The organism is Geodermatophilus sp. SYSU D00691, assembly GCF_054050275.1.
In genome coordinates, this window is record NZ_JBJGYZ010000031.1 from 1 (window position 1) to 22,113 (window position 22,113).

Here is a 22,113-nt window from a genome sequence, read left to right on the forward strand (position 1 = left end):
GTATTCGGGGTGTACCCTAACCTCACCCTAAAAGTGAGGTTGAACGATACAGCGGGGTTAGTTCCACCCGCACAGGGCCCCCCCCCCCCCCCGCGCGCCGGGGCCCTTTCGCATGCAGGCGGCGCCCGCTGTGCCGAGATCCCGTGATCTCGGGCGCTCGACGGCCCCCGGAGCGCCGAGATCACGTGGCCTCGGCGGCCGGCCCGGGCCCGCGGCGGGCCGCTGTCGCGGGCGTGTACCCTTGTCGACGTTCCCCCCAAGACCGCTGGTCGTCGCACGTCCGCGTGCGATCGAAGGTCCCGGATCCCCGGGCGGCCCGCGCAGGAGGACGGTCCGAACGACGGGCGCCGCGTGCGTCCCGTCCTCGCCCCGTGCGCCTGCGCCGGGGCGTCTCGTCTTTCCGGGCCCGGCAGATCGCTCCGTCGTCGGTGCCAGTGGTCGCCCGACAGACGAGAGGAGGCCCATGCCCACGCAGGCGAAGGCCGCCGTGATCGACGAGATCACCGAGCGGTTCCAGAAGTCCAGCGCGGCCGTGCTCACCGAGTACCGCGGGCTGACCGTGGCGCAGCTGACCCAGCTGCGCCGTTCCCTCGGTGAGGGCAGCAGCTACGCCGTCGTCAAGAACACCCTGACGAAGCGGGCGGCGGACGAGGTCGGCTTCTCCGACCTGGGCCCGCTGCTCAACGGCCCCACCGCGATCGCCTTCATCGAGGGCGACCCGGTGAGCGCCGCCAAGGCCATCCGCGACTTCGCCCGGGCGAACCCGCTGCTGGTCGTCAAGGGCGGCGTGGTCGACGGTCGCACGGTCGACGCGCGCGAGGTCAGCCGCCTCGCCGACGTCGAGCCGCGCGAGGTCCTGCTGGCCAAGCTGGCCGGCGCGATGAAGGGCAACCTGACCAAGGCCGCCGGCCTCTTCCAGGCCCCGCTGTCGCAGGTCGCCCGCCTGGCCGCCGCGCTGCAGGAGAAGAAGCCCGCCGAGGGCGCGCCTGCGGCCGACGAGGCCCCCGCCGCTGCTGACACCACCCCCGACACCGACGCTGCCCCGGCCGACGCCGCGGCCAGCACCGACTGACCCCGAGAAGGAGAGAACCATGGCCAAGCTGTCCACCACGGAGCTGCTCGACGCGTTCAAGGAGATGACGCTGCTCGAGCTGTCCGACTTCGTGAAGCAGTTCGAGGAGACCTTCGAGGTCACCGCCGCTGCCCCGGTCGCCGTCGCGGCCGCCCCGGCCGCCGGTGGCGGCGACGGCGGTGCCGCCGAGGCCGCTGCCGAGCAGGACGAGTTCGACGTCATCCTCGAGAGCGCCGGCGACAAGAAGATCCAGGTCATCAAGGAGGTGCGCGGCCTGACCTCGCTCGGCCTCAAGGAGGCCAAGGACCTGGTCGACGGCGCGCCGAAGCCGGTCCTGGAGAAGGTCGCCAAGGACGCCGCGGAGAAGGCCAAGGCCGCCCTCGAGGGCGCCGGCGCCACCGTCACCGTCAAGTGACGCAGTCCCCGGCCTGACGCCGGGGAACGCACCACCGCGGTCCCGCAGGGGCCGTCCTCCGTCCGGAGGGCGGCCCCTGCGGCGTTCCCGCGCGTCGCTCGCCTGGGTGACAGCTTCGATTTGCTGCGTGACCTGCGTAACCCCCACGATGGGCGGTCGTTACTGACGAGTAGAGCCAGTGGCGGGGACCGGCGCCGGGGCCGGAGCAGGGGAGGGCGTTCGTGGGCGTCGCGGTCGAGGTCCAGGGTCTGACCAAGTCCTTCGGCAGCCAGAACATCTGGAGCGACGTCTCGCTGACCCTGCCGCCCGGTGAGATCTCCGTGCTGCTCGGCCCCTCCGGCACCGGCAAGTCGGTGTTCCTCAAGTCGCTGGTCGGCCTGCTCAAGCCCGAAGAGGGCTCGATCGTCATCGAGGGCACCGACATCGTCCGCTGCAGCGAGCACGAGCTGTACGAGATCCGGAAGCTGTTCGGCGTCCTCTTCCAGGACGGTGCGCTGTTCGGCTCGATGAACCTCTTCGACAACATCGCCTTCCCGCTGCGCGAGCACACGCGCAAGAGCGAGACCGAGGTCCGCGGCATCGTCCTCGAGAAGATGGAGATGGTCGGTCTCCAGGGCGCCGAGGGGAAGCTGCCCGGCGAGATCTCCGGCGGCATGCGCAAGCGCGCAGGCCTGGCCCGCGCCCTGGTGCTCGACCCCGAGATCATCCTCTTCGACGAGCCCGACTCCGGCCTCGACCCGGTCCGCGTCGCCTACCTCAACCAGCTGATCGTCGACCTGAACGCCCAGATCGACGCCACGTTCCTCATCGTCACGCACGACATCGGCACCGCCCGCACCGTGCCCGACAACCTCGGCCTGCTCTTCCGCCGCCACCTGGCGATGTTCGGCCCGCGCGAGCAGCTGCTCACCAGCCAGGAGCCGGTGGTCCGGCAGTTCCTCAACGGTCGCCGGGAGGGCCCGATCGGCATGAGCGAGGAGAAGGACGTCGCCCAGGTCGAGGCCGAGATGGCGGCGCTCGAGGCGCGCGGCGGCGACCAGCACAACGGCGTCGGCCCGAAGGGCGCCACCGGTGGGGACGCCGTCCCGCCGCAGCTCGACCCGACCCCCGGCCTGCCCGAGCGCAAGGCGCAGCGGCGCCGCCAGGAGCGGGTCGTGCGCATGCTCCACCAGTTCGACCAGGACACCGCCGACGCGATCCGCGCCTCCCTGCCCGAGGACCTGCTGGCCCACGCCGACGCCGGCACGTACCAGCCCACGCCCGGGCCGCGGGGCCGGCACTGGGCGCCCGAGCCCGACGCCGCACCGCAGGCCGACCCGGTGGGCGAGCCGGTCGCCGAGCCCGCCGGAGCGGGCGCGCGTCGTCCCTGGTGGGCCGGCTCGCGGGGCGAGGGATGACGGCCTCCGGCAAGCCCGGGGCCCCCGGCCTCTTCGACGGCACGTTCTCGCCGACCCGGCCGCTGGCGGCCAGCGGCAATCTCTTCGCCTTCGCCCTCGACGTCCTCCGGGCGCTGCCCAAGCGGCCGTTCCAGCTGCGCGAGTTCGTGCAGCAGACCTGGTTCGTCGCCAGCGTGACCATCCTGCCCACGGCGCTGGTCGCGATCCCGTTCGGCGCGGTCATCGCACTGCAGCTGGGCTCGCTGACCCGTCAGCTCGGCGCGCAGTCGTTCACCGGGTCGGCGTCGGTGCTGGCCGTGTTGCGCGAGGCCAGCCCGATCGTCACCGCGCTGCTCATCGCCGGGGCCGGCGGCTCGGCCATCTGCGCCGACCTGGGCGCGCGCAAGATCCGCGACGAGATCGACGCCATGGAGGTGCTGGGCATCAGCCCGATCCAGCGCCTCGTCGTCCCCCGGGTGCTCGCCGCGATGATCGTCGCCGTCCTGCTCAACGGGCTGGTCAGCGTCGTCGGCGTGGCCGGTGGCTACTTCTTCAACGTCATCCTCCAGGGCGGCACCCCCGGCGCGTACCTGGCCTCGTTCAGCGCCCTCGCCCAGGTGGCCGACTTCTGGTCCGGTGAGATCAAAGCGCTGATCTTCGGGCTGATCGCGGCGATCGTCGCCTCGTACAAGGGGTTGCGCGCCGGAGGTGGGCCCAAGGGCGTGGGCGACGCCGTGAACCAGTCCGTCGTCATCACGTTCCTGCTGCTGTTCGCGGTGAACTTCGTGATCACGGCGATCTACTTCCAGCTCGTCCCGCCGAAGGGGCAGTGACGTGGCACTGCTCTCGCCCGCGGACCGCATCCGCCTCCGGTTCCGCCGCCTCCGCCGGGTCGGCCGCAAGCCGCTGGAGACCCTCGACGACCTCGGGGACCAGCTCAGCTTCTACGGCCGCGCCCTGGCCTGGACGCCGCGGACGCTGCGCCGCTACAAGAAGGAGACGATGCGGCTGCTCGCCGAGGTCACCTTCGGCACGGGCGCGCTCGCGGTCATCGGCGGCACCGTCGGCGTCATCGCCTTCCTGTCGTTCTTCACCGGCACCGAGGTCGGCCTGCAGGGCTACGCCGCGCTGGACCAGCTCGGCACCTCGGCGTTCACCGGCTTCCTCTCCGCGTACTTCAACACCCGCGAGATCGCGCCGCTGGTCGCCGGCCTGGCGCTGTCGGCGACGGTGGGCTGCGGGTTCACCGCGCAGATCGGCGCGATGCGGATCAACGAGGAGATCGACGCCCTCGAGGTCATGGGCGTGCCGTCGCTGCCGTTCCTCGTCACGACGCGCATCGTCGCCGGCTTCATCGCCGTCATCCCGCTCTACGTGCTCGGGTTGCTCACCAGCTACTTCGCGACGAGGACCATCGCCACGCAGGCGTACGGGCAGTCAGCGGGGACCTACGACCACTACTTCAACCTCTTCCTGCCACCGCAGGACGTGCTGTGGTCGTTCGTCAAGGTGCTGGTCTTCTCCGTCGTGATCATCCTGACCCACTGCTACTACGGCTACCGCGCCAGCGGCGGCCCCGCGGGCGTGGGTCTGGCCGTCGGCCGCGCGGTGCGGTTCTCCATCGTCGCGGTGAACGTCATCGACCTGTTCCTCTCCCTGGCCATCTGGGGTTCCACCACGACAGTGCGGATCGCGGGGTGAGCGCGTGACCTCGAAGCGAGCGAGGACGGTCCGGCGGCGCCTGCAGGGCGTCGCGTTCCTCGTCGTCCTGACCGCCCTCCTCGGGCTGGCCGTGGCGCAGTACAACAAGGCGTTCACGGACGTCGCCACGGTGACGCTGCAGACCGACACCGCCGGCAACCAGCTGCAGGAGGCGTCCGACGTCAAGGTCCGCGGCGTCATCGTCGGCGAGGTGCGCGAGGTCCGCGCCGACCTCGAGGGCGCGACCATCGAGCTGGCGATCGACCCCGAGCACCTGGCGCAGATCCCGGCCGACGTCACCGCCCGGCTGCTGCCCAAGACGCTGTTCGGCGAGCGGTTCGTCAGCCTGGTGCCGCCGGAGAACCCCTCGGCCGAGCCGCTGGCCGACGGCGCCGTCATCGGGCAGGACCGCACCGAGAACGCCATCGAGCTGCAGCGGGTCATCGACGACCTGCTGCCCCTGCTGCGGGCGGTGCCGCCGCAGCAGCTGTCGTACACGCTCGGCGCGGTCGCCGACGCGCTGCGCGGACGGGGTGACGCGCTGGGCGAGAACCTCGCCGACGTCGGCAGCTACGTCGGCGAGCTCAACACCGTGCTGCCCGAGCTGCAGGCCGACATCTCCGGCATCGCCGACGTCGCCGACACCTACAGCGGGGCGGCCGAGGACCTGCTCGCCGTCCTGGACAACCTGGCCGTCACCAACACGACGATCGTCGACCAGGCCGAGCAGCTGCGGCGCACGTTCACCGTCGTCGGCAGCTCGTCGGTGACCGTGGCGCAGTTCCTCGAGGCCAACGAGCGCAACCTCATCTCGCTGGCCGAGACCTCGCTGCCGGTGCTGGGCGTCTTCGCCGAGTACTCCCCGGTGTACCCGTGCCTGCTCGACGGCCTGACCCGGTTCAACCCGATGATCACCGAGGCCTTCGGCGGGGACGGCGACCCGGCGCTGAACCTGAACATCTCGGTGGTCCTCCCCCCGCGCAACCCCTACGTGCCCGGCGACCAGCCGTCCTACGACGACCAGTCCGGCCCCGACTGCCAGGGGCTGGACGACATCGACGCGATCATCGCCGCGGCGGCGCAGGGCGAGTACTACTGCCCGACCCCGCCGGCGGACGGCGTCGACTCCACCGACGACCCGGTCTCCGGCAACCCCGAGTGCCTCGGCGGCTCGGGGCCGGACGACGTCCCGACGGGCGCCGGTGAGCCCAACCCGACCGCGGGCCGGTCGGTGGGCGCCGGACTCGCCGGATCCACCGCGGAACTGGACTTCGTGCAGAGCATCCTCGGCTACCAGACCGGCGTCGCCGCCGACGACGTCTCCGACCTGTCCGCCTCCCAGCTGGCGCCCCTCCTGCGCGGGACGGAGGTGGTCGTCCAGTGAGGAGCCTCGCGGGGCCGCTGACCAAGCTGGCCGTCTTCGCCCTGGTCACCGTCCTGGCCAGCTACGTGCTGGTCACGACGATCACCAACGCCGGCTACGGCGAGCAGGTGACCTACCGGGCCCAGTTCACCGACGTCGCCGGACTCGTCGAGGGCGACGAGGTGCGCATCGCCGGCGTCCGCGTCGGCCAGGTCACCGGCATCGGCCTGGCCGACGGCACCGACCGCCCGGTGGCCGAGATCGAGCTGGAGGTGTCCCGCGACGTGCCGCTGCCGGCCGCGGTCGAGGCGACCATCCGCTACCGCAACCTGGTCGGGCAGCGGTACGTGGCGCTCACCGAGGGGGAGGGGTCGGCCGGGCGCACGCTGTCGGAGGACGAGGTCATCCCGCTGGACCGCACCCACCCGGCGCTGGACCTCACCACGCTGTTCGGCGGGTTCCAGCCGCTGTTCCAGGCGCTCTCGCCGGCCGACGTGAACCGGCTGTCCTTCGAGATCATCCAGGTCTTCCAGGGCGAGGGCGGCACCGTCGAGAGCCTGCTCGGCCACGTCGCGTCGCTGTCGTCCTCCCTGGCCGACAAGGACGCGGTGATCGGCAGCGTCATCGACAACCTGACCACCGTCATGAGCAGCGTCGCCGCGCGCGACCAGCAGCTGAACGACCTGGTCATCAGCCTGCAGCAGTTCGTCACCGGCCTGGCGGTGGACCGGGACGCGATCTTCGACTCGCTGCAGACCATCGACACGCTCGCGGCCACCACCAGCGGGCTGCTCGAGCAGGCCCGCCCGCCGCTGGCCGCCGACATCCAGCAGCTGGGGGTGCTCGCCGGGAACGTCGCCGACACCGGTGACGTGCTGGAGGGCTTCCTCCAGCTCGCCCCCACCAAGCTCGACCTCGTCACCCGGACGGCGGTCAACGGCAGCTGGTTCAACTTCTTCCTCTGCGGGGCGTCCGGCTTCGTCGTCCTCCCCGGTTCCGGCCCCAGCACCACGAACGGCATCACGGTGCCGGCCGGCGGCCTGGACAACGGAGAGGCGGGGTGCAGCTGATGGCCCGCCGGAGCAAGCCGTTCCGCGACCGCAACCCCGTGGTCATCGGCGCGATCAGCCTGACCGTGATCGCCGCGCTGGTGCTGCTGGCGTTCAACGCGCAGTCGCTGCCGCTGATCGGTGGCGGCACCGTCTACACCGCGCAGTTCTCCGAGGCCGCCGGGCTGCAGCCCGACGACCCGGTGCGCGTCGCCGGCGTCAAGGTCGGGCAGGTCGAGAGCCTGTCGCTCGCCGACGGCGCCGTGCAGGTGGAGTTCCGGGTGGAGGACACCTTCGTCGGCGACACCTCCGAGGCGGCCATCCGGATCGAGACCGTGCTCGGCGCCAAGTACCTGGCGCTGGTGCCCCGCGGCACCTCCGAGCTCGACCCCGACCAGCCCATCCCGCTGGAGCGCACCGCCTCGCCGTACGACGTGGTCGAGGCGTTCGCCGACCTGTCCACCACCATCGACCAGATCGACACCGGCCAGCTGGCCAGCTCGTTCGAGGTGCTCTCGCAGACCTTCGCCGACACCCCCGACGAGGTCCGCACGTCCCTGGAGGGCCTGGCCCGCCTGTCGGACACGATCGCCTCGCGGGACCAGCAGCTGCGCGACCTGCTCGCCGCGACCCGCCAGGTGACCCAGGTGCTGGCCGACCGCAACGGCGAGTTCACCCGGCTGATCGTCGACTCCAACGTGCTGCTCCAGGAGGTGCAGGAGCGGCGGCAGCTGATCGACTCGATCCTGACGACCACCCAGCAGCTGGCCACCCAGCTCTCGGGGCTGGTCGCCGACAACCGCGAGGCGCTCACGCCGGCGCTGCAGCAGTTGTCGACGGTCACCGACATCCTGTCGCGCAACCGGGCGGCGCTGGGCGAGACGGTGGCCAACCTGGCCCCGTTCGTCCGCGTCTTCACCAACACCCTGGGCAACGGGCGCTGGTTCGACAGCTTCGTCGAGAACCTGCTGCCCGGGATCCTCGGCTCCGTGGTCTGCGGCGGCGCGCCCCAGACCCCGCTGCCCATCGGCTGCAGCACGGGGGGCAACTGATGACCGGCACCCTGCAGCGCGGCGTCGCCATCGCGGCCGCCGGCGTCCTGCTCCTGGCGATCGGGTTCGCCGTCCTCCGCCCGGTCGGCTCCTACCGGGTCACCGCTTACTTCTCCGCGGCGGTGGGCCTGTACGAGGGCTCCGACGTGCGGATCCTCGGCATCCCGGTCGGCACGATCACCGCCGTGGTCCCCATGGGCGACCAGGTGCGGGTGGACATGGAGATCGACGAGGACTACGACATCCCGGCCGAGGCCGACGCGGCCGTGCTGGCGCCCTCGCTCGTCTCCGACCGGTACGTGCAGTTCGCGCCGGTCTACGACGGCGGCGCCACGATGGAGGACGGCGCCGTGGTCCCGCTCGACCGCACGGCGGTGCCCGTGGAGCTCGACGCGGTCTACGGCGCGCTCGACGACCTGTCGGTCGCGCTCGGGCCCACCGGCGCCAACGCCGACGGCGCGCTGTCGGGCCTCATCGACACCGGCGCGGCCAACCTCGACGGCAACGGCGAGGCCCTCAACCGCACCGTCGCCGGGTTCTCCGAGGCGGTGGAGGTCCTCGCGGAGAACCGCGACGACCTGTTCAGCTCGCTGGACGACCTGCAGACGTTCACCACGGCGCTGGCCACCGTCGACACCCAGGTGCGGCAGTTCAACGACAACCTGGCCGCGGTGGCCGAGCAACTGGCCGGCGAGCGGGAGGACCTCGCCGCCGCCGTCGCGCTGCTGAGCCAGGCCCTCGGGAAGGTGGCCACGTTCGTGCAGCAGAACACCGCGCTGCTCTCGACGAACGTCAACCGGCTGGCCGACGTGACGCTCACCCTGGTGCAGCAGCGCGACGCGCTGGCCGAGGTGCTCGACGTCGCGCCCGCCGCGCTGGGCAACCTGGCGCACGCCTACAACCCCGACTACGGCACGCTCGACACCCGCGACAACTCGCTGGGGGCGACGAACGCCGACGTCCTCGTGTGCCAGGTGCTCGCCCAGACCGGGCGGCTGCAGCTGGCCGGGATCGACCTCGACGACGCCACCTCGCTGCTGAGCCTGCCGCCGCTGGAGCAGATCTGCGCCCGGCTGCTCTCCGGCGACGCGGACGCCGACGGCGCGCTCGACGACCTCGACGGCAACGGCATCTCCGACCTGCAGGAGCTGCTCACCGGCATCTTCGGCGGCGGCACCGGGGCGGCCCCGTCCGGCGGCTCGCTGCCGGGGCTGCCGTCGGTGGGGGGTGCCCGGTGACCGGGGCGGTGCGCCGGGCCGGCGCGCTGGCCGCCGGGCTGGTGCTGCTGTCGGGCTGCGGGTTCCGCGGCGCGTACTCCTTCGACCTGCCGGGCGGCGCCGACGTCGGCGACGACCCGTACACGGTGCAGATCCAGTTCGCCGACGTCCTCGACCTGGTGCCGCAGTCCGGCGTCCGCGTCGCCGACGTCCCGGTCGGCCGGGTCACCGAGATCGAGCTGTCCGACGACTGGACGGCGGTGGTGACCGTCGTCGTCAACGGCGACGTCGACCTGCCGGCGAACGCGGTGGCGATGATCCAGCAGTCCTCGCTGCTCGGGGAGAAGTACGTCGAGCTCGCCGCCCCCGGCAGCGAGCCGGCGCAGGGCATGCTCGAGGACGGCTCGCTGATCACCCTCGACCGGACCAACCGCAACGTCGAGGTCGAGGAGCTGCTCGGCGCCCTGTCGCTGGTGCTCAACGGCGGCGGCCTGGCCCAGCTGCAGACGATCACCCACGAGCTGGGCGAGGCGATGCAGGGCCGCGAGGAGGAGCTCAAGGCCACCCTCGACCAGCTCGACGTCTTCATCGGCGGTCTCGACCAGCAGCGCGAGGAGATCAACCGGGCGCTGGACAGCGTCAACGCCCTCGCCGCCACCCTGGCCGAGCGCACCGGCACGATCGAGACGGCGCTGGACACCATCGGCCCCGGCCTGGACGTGCTCAACGAGCAGGAGGACCTGCTGGTCTCGATGCTGCAGAGCCTCGACCGCCTGGGCGACGTCGGTACCCGGATCATCAACGAGGCCGGGCAGAACACCGTCCGCGACCTCGAGCTGCTGCAGCCGATCCTCAGCCAGCTGGCCGCGGCCGGCTCCGACCTCACCGGCTCGCTGGACCTGCTGCTGACCTACCCCTTCCCGGCCAGCTCGCTGTCGGCGCTGCAGTACCGGCCCGACTCGCGCACCGGGGGCTACGGCCTGTTCACCAACATGACCGCGACGCTGAACCTCGACCTGCGCGAGATCCTCTGCCGCTACGTCGTCGACCCGGTGACCGGCGCGCTGAAGATCCAGCCGCAGGAGCTGCTCGGCGACACCTGCGGCCAGGCGGGCACCCCGCCGGCCAACCAGGGCGGGACGACGACCACCACGACGACGGTCCTGGACCTGCCGGGCCTGCCGACCGACCTGGTCGGGGACGTCGTGGGCGGCGTGACCGGGGCCGCCGGCCTGCCGGGGCTGCCCGCCATCCCGGGGGTGACGCGGTGATCACGCGACAGACGAAGATCAAGCTGATCGCCTTCGCCACCCTCGCCGTGCTCGGCATGGCCTACCTGGGCTTCAACTACGTCGGCCTCGACCGGGTCGTGCTCGGCAGCGGCTACGACGTCGAGGCCGACTTCTCCGACTCCGGCGGCATCTTCGTCAACGCCGAGGTCACCTACCGCGGCGTCTCCGTCGGCCGGGTGACCGACATGCGGCTGGTCGACGACGGCGTGCGGGTCACGCTGACCATCGACCCCGAGGCCGAGCGCATCCCGGCCGACACCGAGGCGGTCGTGGCCAACCGCAGCGCGGTGGGGGAGCAGTACGTCGACCTGCGCCCCGACGACGCCGAGGGCCCGTTCCTGGAGGACGGCTCGGTCATCCCCGTGGAGCGCACCGCCATCCCGATCCCGGTCGAGCAGCTGCTGCTGGACGTGGACGAGCTGGTCAACTCCCTCGACGTCGAGAACCTGCGGATCGTCGTCGACGAGCTCGGGCGGGCCTTCGACGGCGCCGGCGACGACCTGGGGCGGCTGATCGACAACGGCGACCTGCTGCTGACCCGGGCGGAGCAGTCCCTGCCGCAGACGCTGCAGCTGATCACCGACGGGCAGACCGTGCTCGACACGCAGAACGCCAGCCGCTCGGCGATCCAGCAGTGGGCGACCGACCTGCGGCTGCTCACCGACACGCTCGTCGCGATGGACCCCGACCTGCGCAGCCTCGTGGTCAACGCCCCCGACGCCGGCGACGCGCTGCAGCAGCTGATCGAGAACGCCGGCCCGGGCCTGGGCCCGCTGGTGCGCAACCTCGACGTCCTCAACGGGATCACGATCCCGCGGCTGGACGGCGTCGAGCAGCTGCTCGTCACCTACCCCGACGTCGTCTCCGGCGGGTTCACCGTCGTCCGCAACGACGGCGGCACGATGCGGGCGCACTTCGGGTTCGTGCTCAACATGGACGACCCCCGGGCCTGCACCAGCGGCTACGTCTCGACGGGATCGACGCCGAGCCCCGGTTCGGTCGCCGGTGTGGACACCGGCGCGGTGTCCTGCGACGTCGTCGACGGCGTGGACCCGAACCCGGGTGACGGCGTGGACGAGACGGGGTCGAACATCCGCGGCGAGCAGAACATCGGGCGCAGCGGCGGCGTCGGCTCGCCCGGCGCCCAGGGCGGCTTCGCGGCCGGCGGGGAGTCCGGGGCCGGGGTCGTCGGCGGGGTCGTCGACGAGGTGCTCGGGGGGATCCTGTCGGCCACCCCGTTCGCCCGCACGATCGGGTGAGCCACGGTGGGGACGACGGGCCGGACGGACGGACGACCGGGAGGATGACGCGGGTGACGAGCGAGGCGCGGGGCCGCACGCTGGCCGAGGACGTCGGCGGGGACACCGCGGTCCCCGGCGGCACGGCCGAGCGGGCGCCGGACGTCGAGGAGGCGAGGACGAGCGCCCCCGGGACCGGGACCACCGACGAGGTCGAGGACGCCGCCGAGGACGCCGCGCCGCGCCGTCGGCCGCGGCGCCGGCCGCGGGTGGCCGACCCCGAGCCCGACGAGGGCGTGGAGGAGGCCACCACCGAGGACGAGGACGAGGACGACGACGACCGGGGCCGCCGGCTCTCCCTCCCGCTCGTCCCTGTGCTCGCCGTCCTGCTCGTCCTGCTGCTCGGTGCGGTCGTCTGGCTCTGGACGACCCGGCCCGAGGAGTCGCCGGTGCGCACCGACGACTACGTGGACGTGCTGCAGGCCGCCCGCTCCGGTGTGGTGGACCTGACCTCCTTCGACTACGTGACCATCGACGACGACATCGAGGAGGCACGCCGGATCACCACCGGCGACCTGCGCGAGGAGACCGTGCAGCAGCTGGACTCCTCGCGGCAGCAGCTGACCGACTCCGAGGCCGTCGTGCAGACCGAGGTGGTCGGCGCCGCCGTCACCCGCGCCGACGCGGAGCGCGGCACCGTGCTGCTGGTCATCCAGTCGACCCAGAAGACCAACGCCGCCGAGCAGGCCCAGGTCGTCCGGTACCGGGTCGAGGTCGAGCTGGCGAAGGAGGACGGCCGCTGGCTGCTCTCCGGGCTGACCGGGAGGTGACCGACGTGACCGACTCCGAGGACCGCCCCCGCCCGTCGCCGCGGCCCCGCCCGGGTGCCGCCGCGCGCCCGAGCCCGCGGCCGCGCGTCGCCGGCAGCCGCCGCGACCGCGAGGAGCCGGACACCGCGGCCGAGCGGACCGCGCGCGCGGTGCCCGCGCCCCGGCCGCGGCCGGGGCGAACGGCGTCGACCGCGCCGGCGAAGGGCCCGGCGACGGCAGCCGTGGAGGCCGCTGCCCGGCCAGCGTCCCGCACCGGTGCGAAGCCGGCCGCCCGCCGCTCCGCACGCCCCACCGCCGTCGTCGATCGGCCGGCCCCGCGCCGCCGCGGTCGCGGCCTCGCCCTAACCCTCGCCGTCCTGTGCCTGCTCGCCGCGGCCGCCGCCGGGTTCCTGTTCTGGCAGCGCAGCGAGCCGGCCTACGTGGACCCGGGGGTCTTCGCCGCCACCCGCGAGAACGTCGAGGCGCTCTACGCCTACGACTACCGCGACTCCGACGGCAGCGTCGAGGCCAAGCTCGCCGTCCTCACCGGTGACCTGCGCGACCAGTACGAGCAGGACCTGTCGCAGGGCGGGATCATCGACACCTACGAGCAGGTGTCGGCGACCACCAGCTACGAGGTCCTCGACGTGGGACTGCAGCAGATCGACGACGCGCAGGACTCCGCGACGCTCGTCGTCTTCGGCCGCTACGTCGTCGAGTCGGTGAACAGCGGGGAGCAGGCCGCGCCCGAGGGCTCCGAGTGCGAGGTGACCGCCGACGGCGCCCAGGCCTGCACCCAGACCGTCCGCGTGCACGTCGTCCGGGCCGACGGGGACTGGAAGATCGACGAGCTCACGCTGCTGACCACCGCCTGATCGGGCCCGGTCCGGAGGCGCGCCCGGAGGAGAAGGACCGGGTCCTTTCTGGCGTGGCAGTGCCGCAACGGCCCGGGATTTGGCATCATGGCTGCCACGAACGGCCCGAGAGACCCCTGCGCGCAGGGCGTGTCTGTCGTCCCGGGTGTGGCGCTGGTCGCGAACCAGGCACCCGACGTGGACAGCGCGCGCGAGCAGGGGTAGGGTCTCCTGTTGCGCTGCCCCCTGACTGCCTGCCCGCCGAGACGGGTCACCAGGGGTGCCCGGGAATCCCGGGTCACCCGGGACGACCACTGGACAGGAGAACGCGGACAGCCAGCCGTTACCGACTTTCGACCCAGGACGAAACCCCGCACCCACCGGCCGCACGTCGTGAGTCCTTGGAAGGACGCATCTTGGCAGGCTCTCGCCCCACCAGCATTTCCGCCAGCACCACCGAGTCCGGCACCACCCGCACCGCCCCGCAGGAGCCCCAGCCCGGTACCCGTACCGGCGAGACCGATCTCCAGAAGATCCCCGGCGCTCCGCTCCGCGTCTCCTTCGCCAAGATCCACGAGCCCCTCGAGGTGCCGGATCTGCTGGCGCTGCAGACCGCCTCGTTCGACTGGCTCATCGGCAGCCCCGAGTGGCGGGCCACCCTCTCGCCCGAGGAGCAGGAGACCGCCGTCGGCGGCCTCGCCGAGATCCTCGAGGAGATCAGCCCGATCGAGGACTTCAGCGGCTCGATGTCGCTGTCCTTCTCCAACCCGCGCTTCGAGGACGTCAAGGCGTCCCTCGAGGAGTGCAAGGACAAGGACATGACCTACGCGGCGCCGCTGTTCGTCACCGCCGAGTTCATGAACAACACCACCGGCGAGATCAAGAGCCAGACGGTGTTCATGGGCGACTTCCCGATCATGACGAACAAGGGCACCTTCGTCATCAACGGGACCGAGCGCGTCGTCGTCTCCCAGCTGGTCCGCAGCCCCGGCGTCTACTTCGACAAGACGCTGGACAAGACGTCGGACAAGGACGTCTTCAGCGCGAAGGTCATCCCCAGCCGCGGTGCGTGGCTGGAGTTCGACGTCGACAAGCGCGACACCGTCGGCGTGCGCATCGACCGCAAGCGCCGCCAGCCGGTCACCGTGCTGCTCAAGGCCCTCGGCTGGACCGAGGACCGCATCCGCGAGCACTTCCAGTGGTCGCCCACGGTCCTCGCCACCCTGGAGAAGGACCACATCGCCGGCCAGGACGAGGCGCTGCTCGACATCTACCGCAAGCTGCGGCCGGGTGAGCCGCCGACGCGGGAGAGCGCCCAGGCGCTGCTGGAGAACCTCTTCTTCAACCCGAAGCGCTACGACCTGGCGAAGGTCGGCCGCTACAAGGTCAACAAGAAGCTGGGTCTCGAGGTCGCGCAGGGCACCACGGTGCTCAGCGAGGACGACATCGTCGCCACGATCGAGTACGTCGTCCGGCTGCACGCCGGCGAGCCGGACCACGACGTCGACGACATCGACCACTTCGGCAACCGCCGCCTGCGCACCGTGGGCGAGCTGATCCAGAACCAGATCCGGGTCGGCCTCTCCCGCATGGAGCGCGTCGTCCGCGAGCGGATGACGACCCAGGACGTCGAGGCGATCACGCCGCAGACCCTGATCAACATCCGGCCGGTCGTCGCCTCCATCAAGGAGTTCTTCGGCACCAGCCAGCTGTCCCAGTTCATGGACCAGACCAACCCGCTCGCGGGCCTGACCCACAAGCGCCGCCTGTCGGCGCTGGGCCCGGGTGGTCTGTCCCGTGAGCGGGCCGGCATGGAGGTCCGCGACGTGCACCCGAGCCACTACGGCCGGATGTGCCCGATCGAGACCCCGGAAGGCCCGAACATCGGCCTGATCGGCTCGCTGTCGGCCTACGGCCGGGTCAACGCCTTCGGCTTCATCGAGACCCCGTACCGCCGGGTCGAGAACGGCGTCGTCACCGACCAGATCGACTACCTGACCGCCGACGAGGAGGACCGCTTCGTCGTCGCCCAGGCGAACTCGCCGCTGGACGCCCAGGGCCGCTTCGCCGAGGACCGCGTCCTGGTCCGCACCAAGGGCGGTGAGGTCGACTACCTCTCCCCGGAGAACGTCGACTACATGGACGTCTCGCCGCGCCAGATGACCTCGGTCGCGACGGCCATGATCCCGTTCCTCGAGCACGACGACGCCAACCGCGCGCTCATGGGCGCGAACATGCAGCGCCAGGCCGTGCCGCTGCTCCGCTCGGAGGCCCCGCTCGTGGGCACCGGCATGGAGCTGCGCGCCGCGGTCGACGCCGGCGACGTCGTGGTGGCCGAGAAGGCCGGTGTGGTCGAGGACTCCACCGCCGACTACGTCACCGTCATGGCCGACGACGGCACCCGGCAGACCTACCGGCTGCTGAAGTTCCGCCGCTCCAACCAGGGCACCTCGATCAACCAGACCCCGGTCGTCGACGAGGGTCAGCGGGTCGAGGTCGGCCAGGTCATCGCCGACGGGCCGTGCACCGACCAGGGCGAGATGGCGCTGGGCAAGAACCTGCTCGTCGCCTTCATGCCGTGGGAGGGCCACAACTACGAGGACGCGATCATCCTGTCGCAGCGCCTCGTGCAGGACGACGTCCTGTCCTCGATCCACATCGAGGAGTTCGAGGTCGACGCCCGCGACACCAAGCTCGGCGCCGAGGAGATCACCCGGGACATCCCGAACGTCTCCGAGGAGGTCCTCGCCGACCTCGACGAGCGCGGCATCATCCGCATCGGTGCCGAGGTCGTCCCCGGCGACATCCTCGTCGGCAAGGTGACGCCGAAGGGCGAGACCGAGCTGACCCCCGAGGAGCGGCTGCTGCGCGCGATCTTCGGCGAGAAGGCCCGCGAGGTCCGCGACACGTCGCTGAAGGTCAAGCACGGTGAGTCCGGCAAGGTCATCGGCGTCCGCGTGTTCTCGCGCGAGGACGGCGACGAGCTGCCCGCCGGCGTCAACGAGCTGATCCGGGTCTACGTGGCCCAGATGCGCAAGATCTCCGACGGTGACAAGCTCGCCGGCCGCCACGGCAACAAGGGCGTCATCGCGAAGATCCTGCCGGTCGAGGACATGCCGTTCCTCGAGGACGGCACCCCGGTCGACATCGTGCTCAACCCGCTCGGCGTCCCGGGCCGGATGAACGTCGGCCAGGTGCTGGAGACCCACCTCGGGTGGGTGGCCAAGTCCGGCTGGCAGATCGAGGGCGACCCGGAGTGGGCGGGGAACCTGCCGGCCTCCGCGCGCTCGGCCGACCCCGGCACGCGCACCGCGACCCCGGTGTTCGACGGCGCCAAGGAGGACGAGATCGTCGGCCTCCTCGGCTCGACGATCCCGAACCGCGACGGCGACCGCATGGTCGCCCCGACCGGCAAGGCGCGGCTGTTCGACGGCCGGTCCGGGGAGCCGTTCCCGGAGCCGATCTCGGTGGGCTACGTCTACATCCTCAAGCTGCTGCACCTGGTCGACGACAAGATCCACGCCCGGTCGACCGGCCCCTACTCGATGATCACGCAGCAGCCGCTGGGTGGTAAGGCCCAGTTCGGTGGCCAGCGGTTCGGCGAGATGGAGTGCTGGGCGATGCAGGCCTACGGCGCGGCCTACGCGCTGCAGGAGCTGCTGACCATCAAGTCCGACGACATCCTGGGTCGCGTCAAGGTCTACGAGGCGATCGTCAAGGGCGAGAACATCCCCGAGCCGGGCATCCCGGAGTCGTTCAAGGTGTTGCTCAAGGAGCTGCAGTCGCTCTGCCTCAACGTCGAGGTGCTCTCCGGCGACGGGCAGGCGATCGAGCTGCGCGACACCGACGACGAGGTCTTCCGGGCCGCGGAGGAGCTGGGCATCGACCTCTCCCGCCGCGAGCCGTCGAGCGTCGAGGACGTCTAAACCGTCCCGCCGGCCGGCCCCGGGCTCCCGGGGCCGGCCGGCCACCCACTTGGTCAGAGAAGAGAACTAGCCCCTGGAAGGGGTCACCACTTTGCTCGACGTCAACTTCTTCGACGAGCTCCGCATCGGGCTGGCCACCGGCGAGGACATCCGCCAGTGGTCGCACGGTGAGGTGAAGAAGCCCGAGACCATCAACTACCGCACGCTGCGTCCCGAGAAGGACGGGCTCTTCTGCGAGAAGATCTTCGGTCCCACCCGGGACTGGGAGTGCTACTGCGGCAAGTACAAGCGCGTCCGCTTCAAGGGGATCATCTGCGAGCGCTGCGGCGTCGAGGTCACCCGCGCCAAGGTGCGTCGTGAGCGGATGGGCCACATCGAGCTGGCCGCGCCGGTCACCCACATCTGGTTCTTCAAAGGCGTCCCCTCGCGCCTGGGCTACCTGCTCGACCTGGCGCCCAAGGACCTCGAGAAGATCATCTACTTCGCCGCCTACCTGATCACCTCGGTCGACGAGGAGTCGCGCCACCGCGACCTGCCGACCGTCGAGGCCGAGATCAGCGCGGAGAAGAGCCAGCTGGAGAACCGCCGCGACGCCGACGTCGAGGCCCGCCAGCAGAAGCTCGAGGCCGACCTGGCCGAGCTCGAGGCCGAGGGTGCCAAGTCCGACGTGCGCCGCAAGGTGCGCGAGGGCGGCGAGCGCGAGATGCGCCAGATCCGCGACCGGGCGCAGCGGGAGATCGACCGCCTCGAAGAGGTGATGGACACCTTCCGCAAGCTCGAGGTGAAGCAGCTCATCGCCGACGAGGGCCTCTACCGCGAGCTGCGCGACCGCTTCGGCGAGTACTTCGAGGGCGGCATGGGTGCCGCGGCGCTGCAGAAGCTGCTGGCCGACTTCGACCTCGACGCCGAGGCCGCCTCGCTGCGCGAGACGATCCGCACCGGCAAGGGCCAGCGCAAGCTGCGGGCCCTCAAGCGGCTCAAGGTCGTCGCGGCGTTCCAGCAGACCCGCAACTCGCCCATGGGCATGGTGCTGGACTGCGTCCCGGTCATCCCGCCGGACCTGCGCCCGATGGTGCAGCTCGACGGTGGCCGCTTCGCGACCAGCGACATGAACGACCTGTACCGCCGCGTCATCAACCGGAACAACCGGCTGAAGCGGCTCCTGGACCTCGGCGCGCCCGAGATCATCGTGAACAACGAGAAGCGGATGCTCCAGGAGTCCGTGGACGCGCTGTTCGACAACGGCCGCCGCGGCCGTCCGGTCACCGGGCCGGGCAACCGTCCGCTGAAGTCGCTGTCCGACCTGCTCAAGGGCAAGCAGGGCCGGTTCCGCCAGAACCTGCTCGGCAAGCGCGTCGACTACTCCGGCCGGTCGGTCATCGTCGTCGGCCCGCAGCTGAAGCTGCACCAGTGCGGTCTGCCCAAGCAGATGGCGCTGGAGCTGTTCAAGCCGTTCGTCATGAAGCGGCTGGTCGACCTCAACCACGCGCAGAACATCAAGTCCGCCAAGCGGATGGTGGAGCGCGCCCGTCCCGTCGTCTGGGACGTGCTGGAGGAGGTCATCACCGAGCACCCGGTGCTGCTGAACCGGGCGCCGACGCTGCACCGCCTCGGCATCCAGGCCTTCGAGCCGCAGCTGGTCGAGGGCAAGGCCATCCAGATCCACCCCCTCGTCTGCACCGCGTTCAACGCGGACTTCGACGGTGACCAGATGGCCGTGCACCTGCCGCTGTCGGCGGAGGCGCAGGCCGAGGCCCGCATCCTCATGCTGTCCAGCAACAACATCCTGAGCCCGGCCGACGGTCGTCCGATCACCGCGCCGACCCAGGACATGGTGCTGGGCCTGTACCACCTGACGACCCTGGTGCCGAGCCGCAGCGAGGCCGACGGCGCTCAGCCGGCGGCGTTCGCGTCGACGGCCGAGGCGATCATGGCCTACGACAAGGGCGTGCTGGGTCTGCAGGAGCGGGCCCTCATCCGCCTGGACGAGGTCTTCGGCGTCGACAACGGCGTGAACGAGCCGTGGGAGCAGCCGGAGGACTGGACGCCGGGTGCCCCGGCCATGGTCTCGACCAGCCTGGGCCGCGTGCTGTTCAACGAGGCCCTGCCCGAGGACTACCGCTTCGTCAACTACCAGGTGCCGAAGAAGGAGCTCGGGGCGATCGTCAACGACCTCGCCGAGCGCTACCCCAAGGTGCACGTGGCGGCGACGCTGGACGCCCTCAAGTCGGCCGGTTTCCACTGGGCCACCCGGGCCGGCGTCACGATCGCGATCGACGACGTCGTCACCCCGCCGGCCAAGCAGGAGATCCTCGACCGGCACGAGGACGAGGCGCGCAAGATCGAGCGCCAGTACGAGCGCGGCGTCATCACCGACGCCGAGCGTCGTGGGGAGCTCATCGAGATCTGGACCCGCGCGCGGGCCGAGGTCAGCCAGGCGATGGTGGACAACTTCCCGACCACCAACCCGGTCTGGGTCATGGTCAACTCGGGTGCCCGAGGCAACATGATGCAGATCAGCCAGATCGCCGGTATGCGCGGTCTGGTGGCGAACCCGAAGGGCGAGATCATCCCGCGGCCGATCAAGGCCAACTTCCGGGAGGGTCTGTCCGTGCTGGAGTACTTCATCTCCACGCACGGTGCCCGCAAGGGTCTGGCCGACACCGCGCTGCGGACCGCCGACTCCGGGTACCTCACCCGCCGGCTGGTCGACGTCTCGCAGGACGTCATCATCCGCGAGGAGGACTGCGGCACCGACCGCGGCGTCATCATGCCGATCGGCACGGTGATCGACGGTCAGCTCACCCGCGACCCGCACGTGGCGACGGGCGTCTACGCCCGCTCCCTGGCCGCCGACGTGGTGGCCGAGGACGGCACGCTGGTCGCGCAGGCCGGTGCCGACCTGGGCGACGTCCTCATCGGTCAGCTGATCGACGCCGGTGTCGCCGAGGTCAAGGTCCGCTGCGTGCTGACCTGCGAGTCGCTGCTCGGCACCTGCGCCACCTGCTACGGCCGGTCGCTCGCGACCGGCAAGCTGGTGGACGTCGGCGAGGCGGTCGGCATCATCGCCGCCCAGTCCATCGGCGAGCCCGGCACCCAGCTGACGATGCGCACCTTCCACACCGGTGGTGTCGCGGGTGAGGACATCACCCACGGTCTGCCGCGTGTGGTGGAGCTCTTCGAGGCCCGCGTCCCCAAGGGCAAGGCCCCGATCGCCGAGCTGGCCGGCACGGTCCGGATCGAGGACGGCGAGCAGTTCCGCAAGCTGACCATCACCCCGGACGACGGCTCCGACGAGGTCGTCTACGACAAGCTGTCGCGCCGGTCGCGGCTGCGGGTCGAGGACGGCTCCCACGTCGAGGTCGGCGAGCAGCTGACCGAGGGTGCGGTGGACCCGCACGAGGTGCTGCGGATCATGGGCCCGCGCGAGGTGCAGCTGCACCTGGTCCGCGAGGTCCAGGAGGTCTACCGCAGCCAGGGCGTGTCGATCCACGACAAGCACATCGAGGTGATCATCCGCCAGATGCTCAAGCGGGTGACCATCATCGACTCGGGTGCCACGGAGTTCCTGCCGGGTGCGCTGGTCGAGCGGACGCTGTTCGAGACCGAGAACCGCCGCGTCGTCGCCGAGGGCGGCGAGCCGGCCTCGGCCCGTCCGGTCCTGATGGGCATCACCAAGGCCTCGCTCGCCACCGAGTCGTGGCTGTCGGCCGCCTCCTTCCAGGAGACGACCAAGGTGCTCACCGACGCCGCGATCCAGGGCAAGAGCGACAGCCTGCTCGGGCTCAAGGAGAACGTGATCATCGGCAAGCTGATCCCGGCGGGCACGGGCATCAGCCGCTACCGGAACATCACGGTCGAGCCGACCGAGGAGGCCCGGGCCGCGGTCTACACCATGGCCGGCTACGACGACGGGCAGTACTACAGCCCCGACGTCTTCGGCCAGGGCACCGGCGAGGCCGTGCGCCTGGAGGAGTACGACTGGCGCGGCTGAAAGACACCCCCTGCAGGGGGGCGGCCGCTCCAGCACCTCACGAGAAGGGCCCGCAGGCTTCGCGCCTGCGGGCCCTTCCGCGTTCGTCAGCCCAGGTCGGGCTGGGTGCAGGTGAAGCGGGCCAGGACGGCGGCGTGCACCCGCTGCGGCACCGGCTCCACCTCGAAGTGCACCTCGTCGGCGACGCTGTCGTGCGCTGCCCGGCTGAACATCGCCGGCGCCATGGCGAACCCCTCGTGGCCCGGCATCCCCTCGTCCGCCAGCTCCACCAGGCCGGTCAGCCGCGTGCCGAGGGCGGCGGCGTACTCCTCGGCCCGGCGCCGCGCGTCCCGCACCGCCTCCGTTCGCGCCCGCCGGTGCGCGTCGCTGCCGGGGCGCAGCTCCCAGAACGGGCCCTCGAGGGCGAGCATCTCCCGGTCGGCCAACCGCAGCAGCAGGTCGCCCAGCACGGAGTGGTCGACGACGACCACGGTCAGCTGCGACCCGGCGACGTACCCGGTGACCCGCTCCCGGGGCCGGCCGTCCTTGAACTGCGGCCGCGCCCACAGCGCCCCCGCCTCGACCGCCTCGACGGCCGCGCCGTAGCCGCCGAGCGCTGTCCGGACCTCCTCGATCCGCCGGGTGAGGTCGCGCAGCGCCTGCGCCCGGTCGCCGGACCGGGCGCCGACGGCGATCCGCACGCGGGCCAGCTCCGGCGGCACCTCGCCGGTCCACGACCCCCGGACGGCGACGGTGGGGACGCCGGGCGTGGTCAT

The 22,113-nt window shown here is 71.5% G+C and carries 16 protein-coding genes; 15 read left to right on the top strand and 1 reads right to left on the bottom strand.

Annotated elements, in window-relative coordinates:
- Nucleotides 1–463: 463 nt before the first annotated feature.
- From rplJ to ACI797_RS20265, 15 genes are all read left to right on the top strand, one after another.
- Nucleotides 464–1,072 (top strand): 50S ribosomal protein L10, encoded by a 609-nt coding sequence (gene rplJ / locus ACI797_RS20195; RefSeq protein WP_456540957.1) that lies wholly within the window; start codon nucleotides 464–466, stop codon nucleotides 1,070–1,072.
- A gap of 19 nt (nucleotides 1,073–1,091) precedes the next feature.
- Nucleotides 1,092–1,487 carry a 50S ribosomal protein L7/L12 gene (gene rplL / locus ACI797_RS20200; RefSeq protein WP_456540956.1) on the top strand — a complete coding sequence of 132 codons (396 nt, stop codon included), beginning with the start codon at nucleotides 1,092–1,094 and terminating at the stop codon, nucleotides 1,485–1,487.
- 221 nt (nucleotides 1,488–1,708) lie between these two features.
- Nucleotides 1,709–2,884 (top strand): ABC transporter ATP-binding protein, encoded by a 1,176-nt coding sequence (locus ACI797_RS20205; protein ID WP_456860777.1) that lies wholly within the window; start codon nucleotides 1,709–1,711, stop codon nucleotides 2,882–2,884.
- On the top strand, nucleotides 2,881–3,696 hold the full coding sequence (locus ACI797_RS20210) for an MlaE family ABC transporter permease (protein WP_456860779.1): 816 nt from the start codon (nucleotides 2,881–2,883) through the stop codon (nucleotides 3,694–3,696). Before ACI797_RS20205 ends, ACI797_RS20210 begins: the two co-directional genes overlap by 4 nt.
- A 1-nt stretch (nucleotide 3,697) precedes the next feature.
- Entirely contained in the window at nucleotides 3,698–4,564 is an 867-nt protein-coding gene (locus ACI797_RS20215) for an MlaE family ABC transporter permease (RefSeq protein ID WP_456860780.1), read from the top strand.
- Nucleotides 4,565–4,568: 4 nt separating this feature from the next.
- The gene (locus tag ACI797_RS20220) at nucleotides 4,569–5,948 is read left to right on the top strand and encodes an MCE family protein (RefSeq protein ID WP_456860782.1); all 1,380 of its coding nucleotides are present in this window, start codon (nucleotides 4,569–4,571) and stop codon (nucleotides 5,946–5,948) included.
- Nucleotides 5,945–6,997: an MCE family protein gene (locus ACI797_RS20225; RefSeq protein WP_456860784.1), complete on the top strand. Its 1,053-nt coding sequence runs from the start codon at nucleotides 5,945–5,947 to the stop codon at nucleotides 6,995–6,997. The genes ACI797_RS20220 and ACI797_RS20225 overlap by 4 nt, the downstream gene beginning before the upstream one ends.
- On the top strand, nucleotides 6,997–8,028 hold the full coding sequence (locus tag ACI797_RS20230) for an MCE family protein (protein WP_456860786.1): 1,032 nt from the start codon (nucleotides 6,997–6,999) through the stop codon (nucleotides 8,026–8,028). Before ACI797_RS20225 ends, ACI797_RS20230 begins: the two co-directional genes overlap by 1 nt.
- Entirely contained in the window at nucleotides 8,028–9,266 is a 1,239-nt protein-coding gene (locus ACI797_RS20235) for an MCE family protein (protein WP_456860788.1), read from the top strand. Before ACI797_RS20230 ends, ACI797_RS20235 begins: the two co-directional genes overlap by 1 nt.
- On the top strand, nucleotides 9,263–10,516 hold the full coding sequence (locus tag ACI797_RS20240) for an MCE family protein (RefSeq protein WP_456860790.1): 1,254 nt from the start codon (nucleotides 9,263–9,265) through the stop codon (nucleotides 10,514–10,516). Before ACI797_RS20235 ends, ACI797_RS20240 begins: the two co-directional genes overlap by 4 nt.
- Nucleotides 10,513–11,796: an MCE family protein gene (locus tag ACI797_RS20245; RefSeq protein WP_456860792.1), complete on the top strand. Its 1,284-nt coding sequence runs from the start codon at nucleotides 10,513–10,515 to the stop codon at nucleotides 11,794–11,796. The genes ACI797_RS20240 and ACI797_RS20245 overlap by 4 nt, the downstream gene beginning before the upstream one ends.
- Nucleotides 11,797–11,849: 53 nt before the next feature.
- A complete protein-coding gene (locus ACI797_RS20250) occupies nucleotides 11,850–12,605 on the top strand; it encodes a hypothetical protein (protein ID WP_456860794.1) in 756 nt (251 codons plus the stop codon).
- A 5-nt stretch (nucleotides 12,606–12,610) separates the two neighbouring features.
- Nucleotides 12,611–13,459: a hypothetical protein gene (locus ACI797_RS20255; protein WP_456860795.1), complete on the top strand. Its 849-nt coding sequence runs from the start codon at nucleotides 12,611–12,613 to the stop codon at nucleotides 13,457–13,459.
- Between the two features lie 395 nt (nucleotides 13,460–13,854).
- Nucleotides 13,855–17,364 carry a DNA-directed RNA polymerase subunit beta gene (gene rpoB, locus ACI797_RS20260; RefSeq protein WP_456860797.1) on the top strand — a complete coding sequence of 1,170 codons (3,510 nt, stop codon included), beginning with the start codon at nucleotides 13,855–13,857 and terminating at the stop codon, nucleotides 17,362–17,364.
- A 91-nt stretch (nucleotides 17,365–17,455) separates the two neighbouring features.
- On the top strand, nucleotides 17,456–21,358 hold the full coding sequence (locus ACI797_RS20265; protein ID WP_456860799.1) for a DNA-directed RNA polymerase subunit beta': 3,903 nt from the start codon (nucleotides 17,456–17,458) through the stop codon (nucleotides 21,356–21,358).
- A gap of 86 nt (nucleotides 21,359–21,444) precedes the next feature.
- Here ACI797_RS20265 and ACI797_RS20270 read toward each other — a convergent pair whose 3' ends face one another.
- The gene (locus ACI797_RS20270; protein ID WP_456860801.1) at nucleotides 21,445–22,113 is read right to left on the bottom strand and encodes an SIMPL domain-containing protein; all 669 of its coding nucleotides are present in this window, start codon (nucleotides 22,111–22,113) and stop codon (nucleotides 21,445–21,447) included.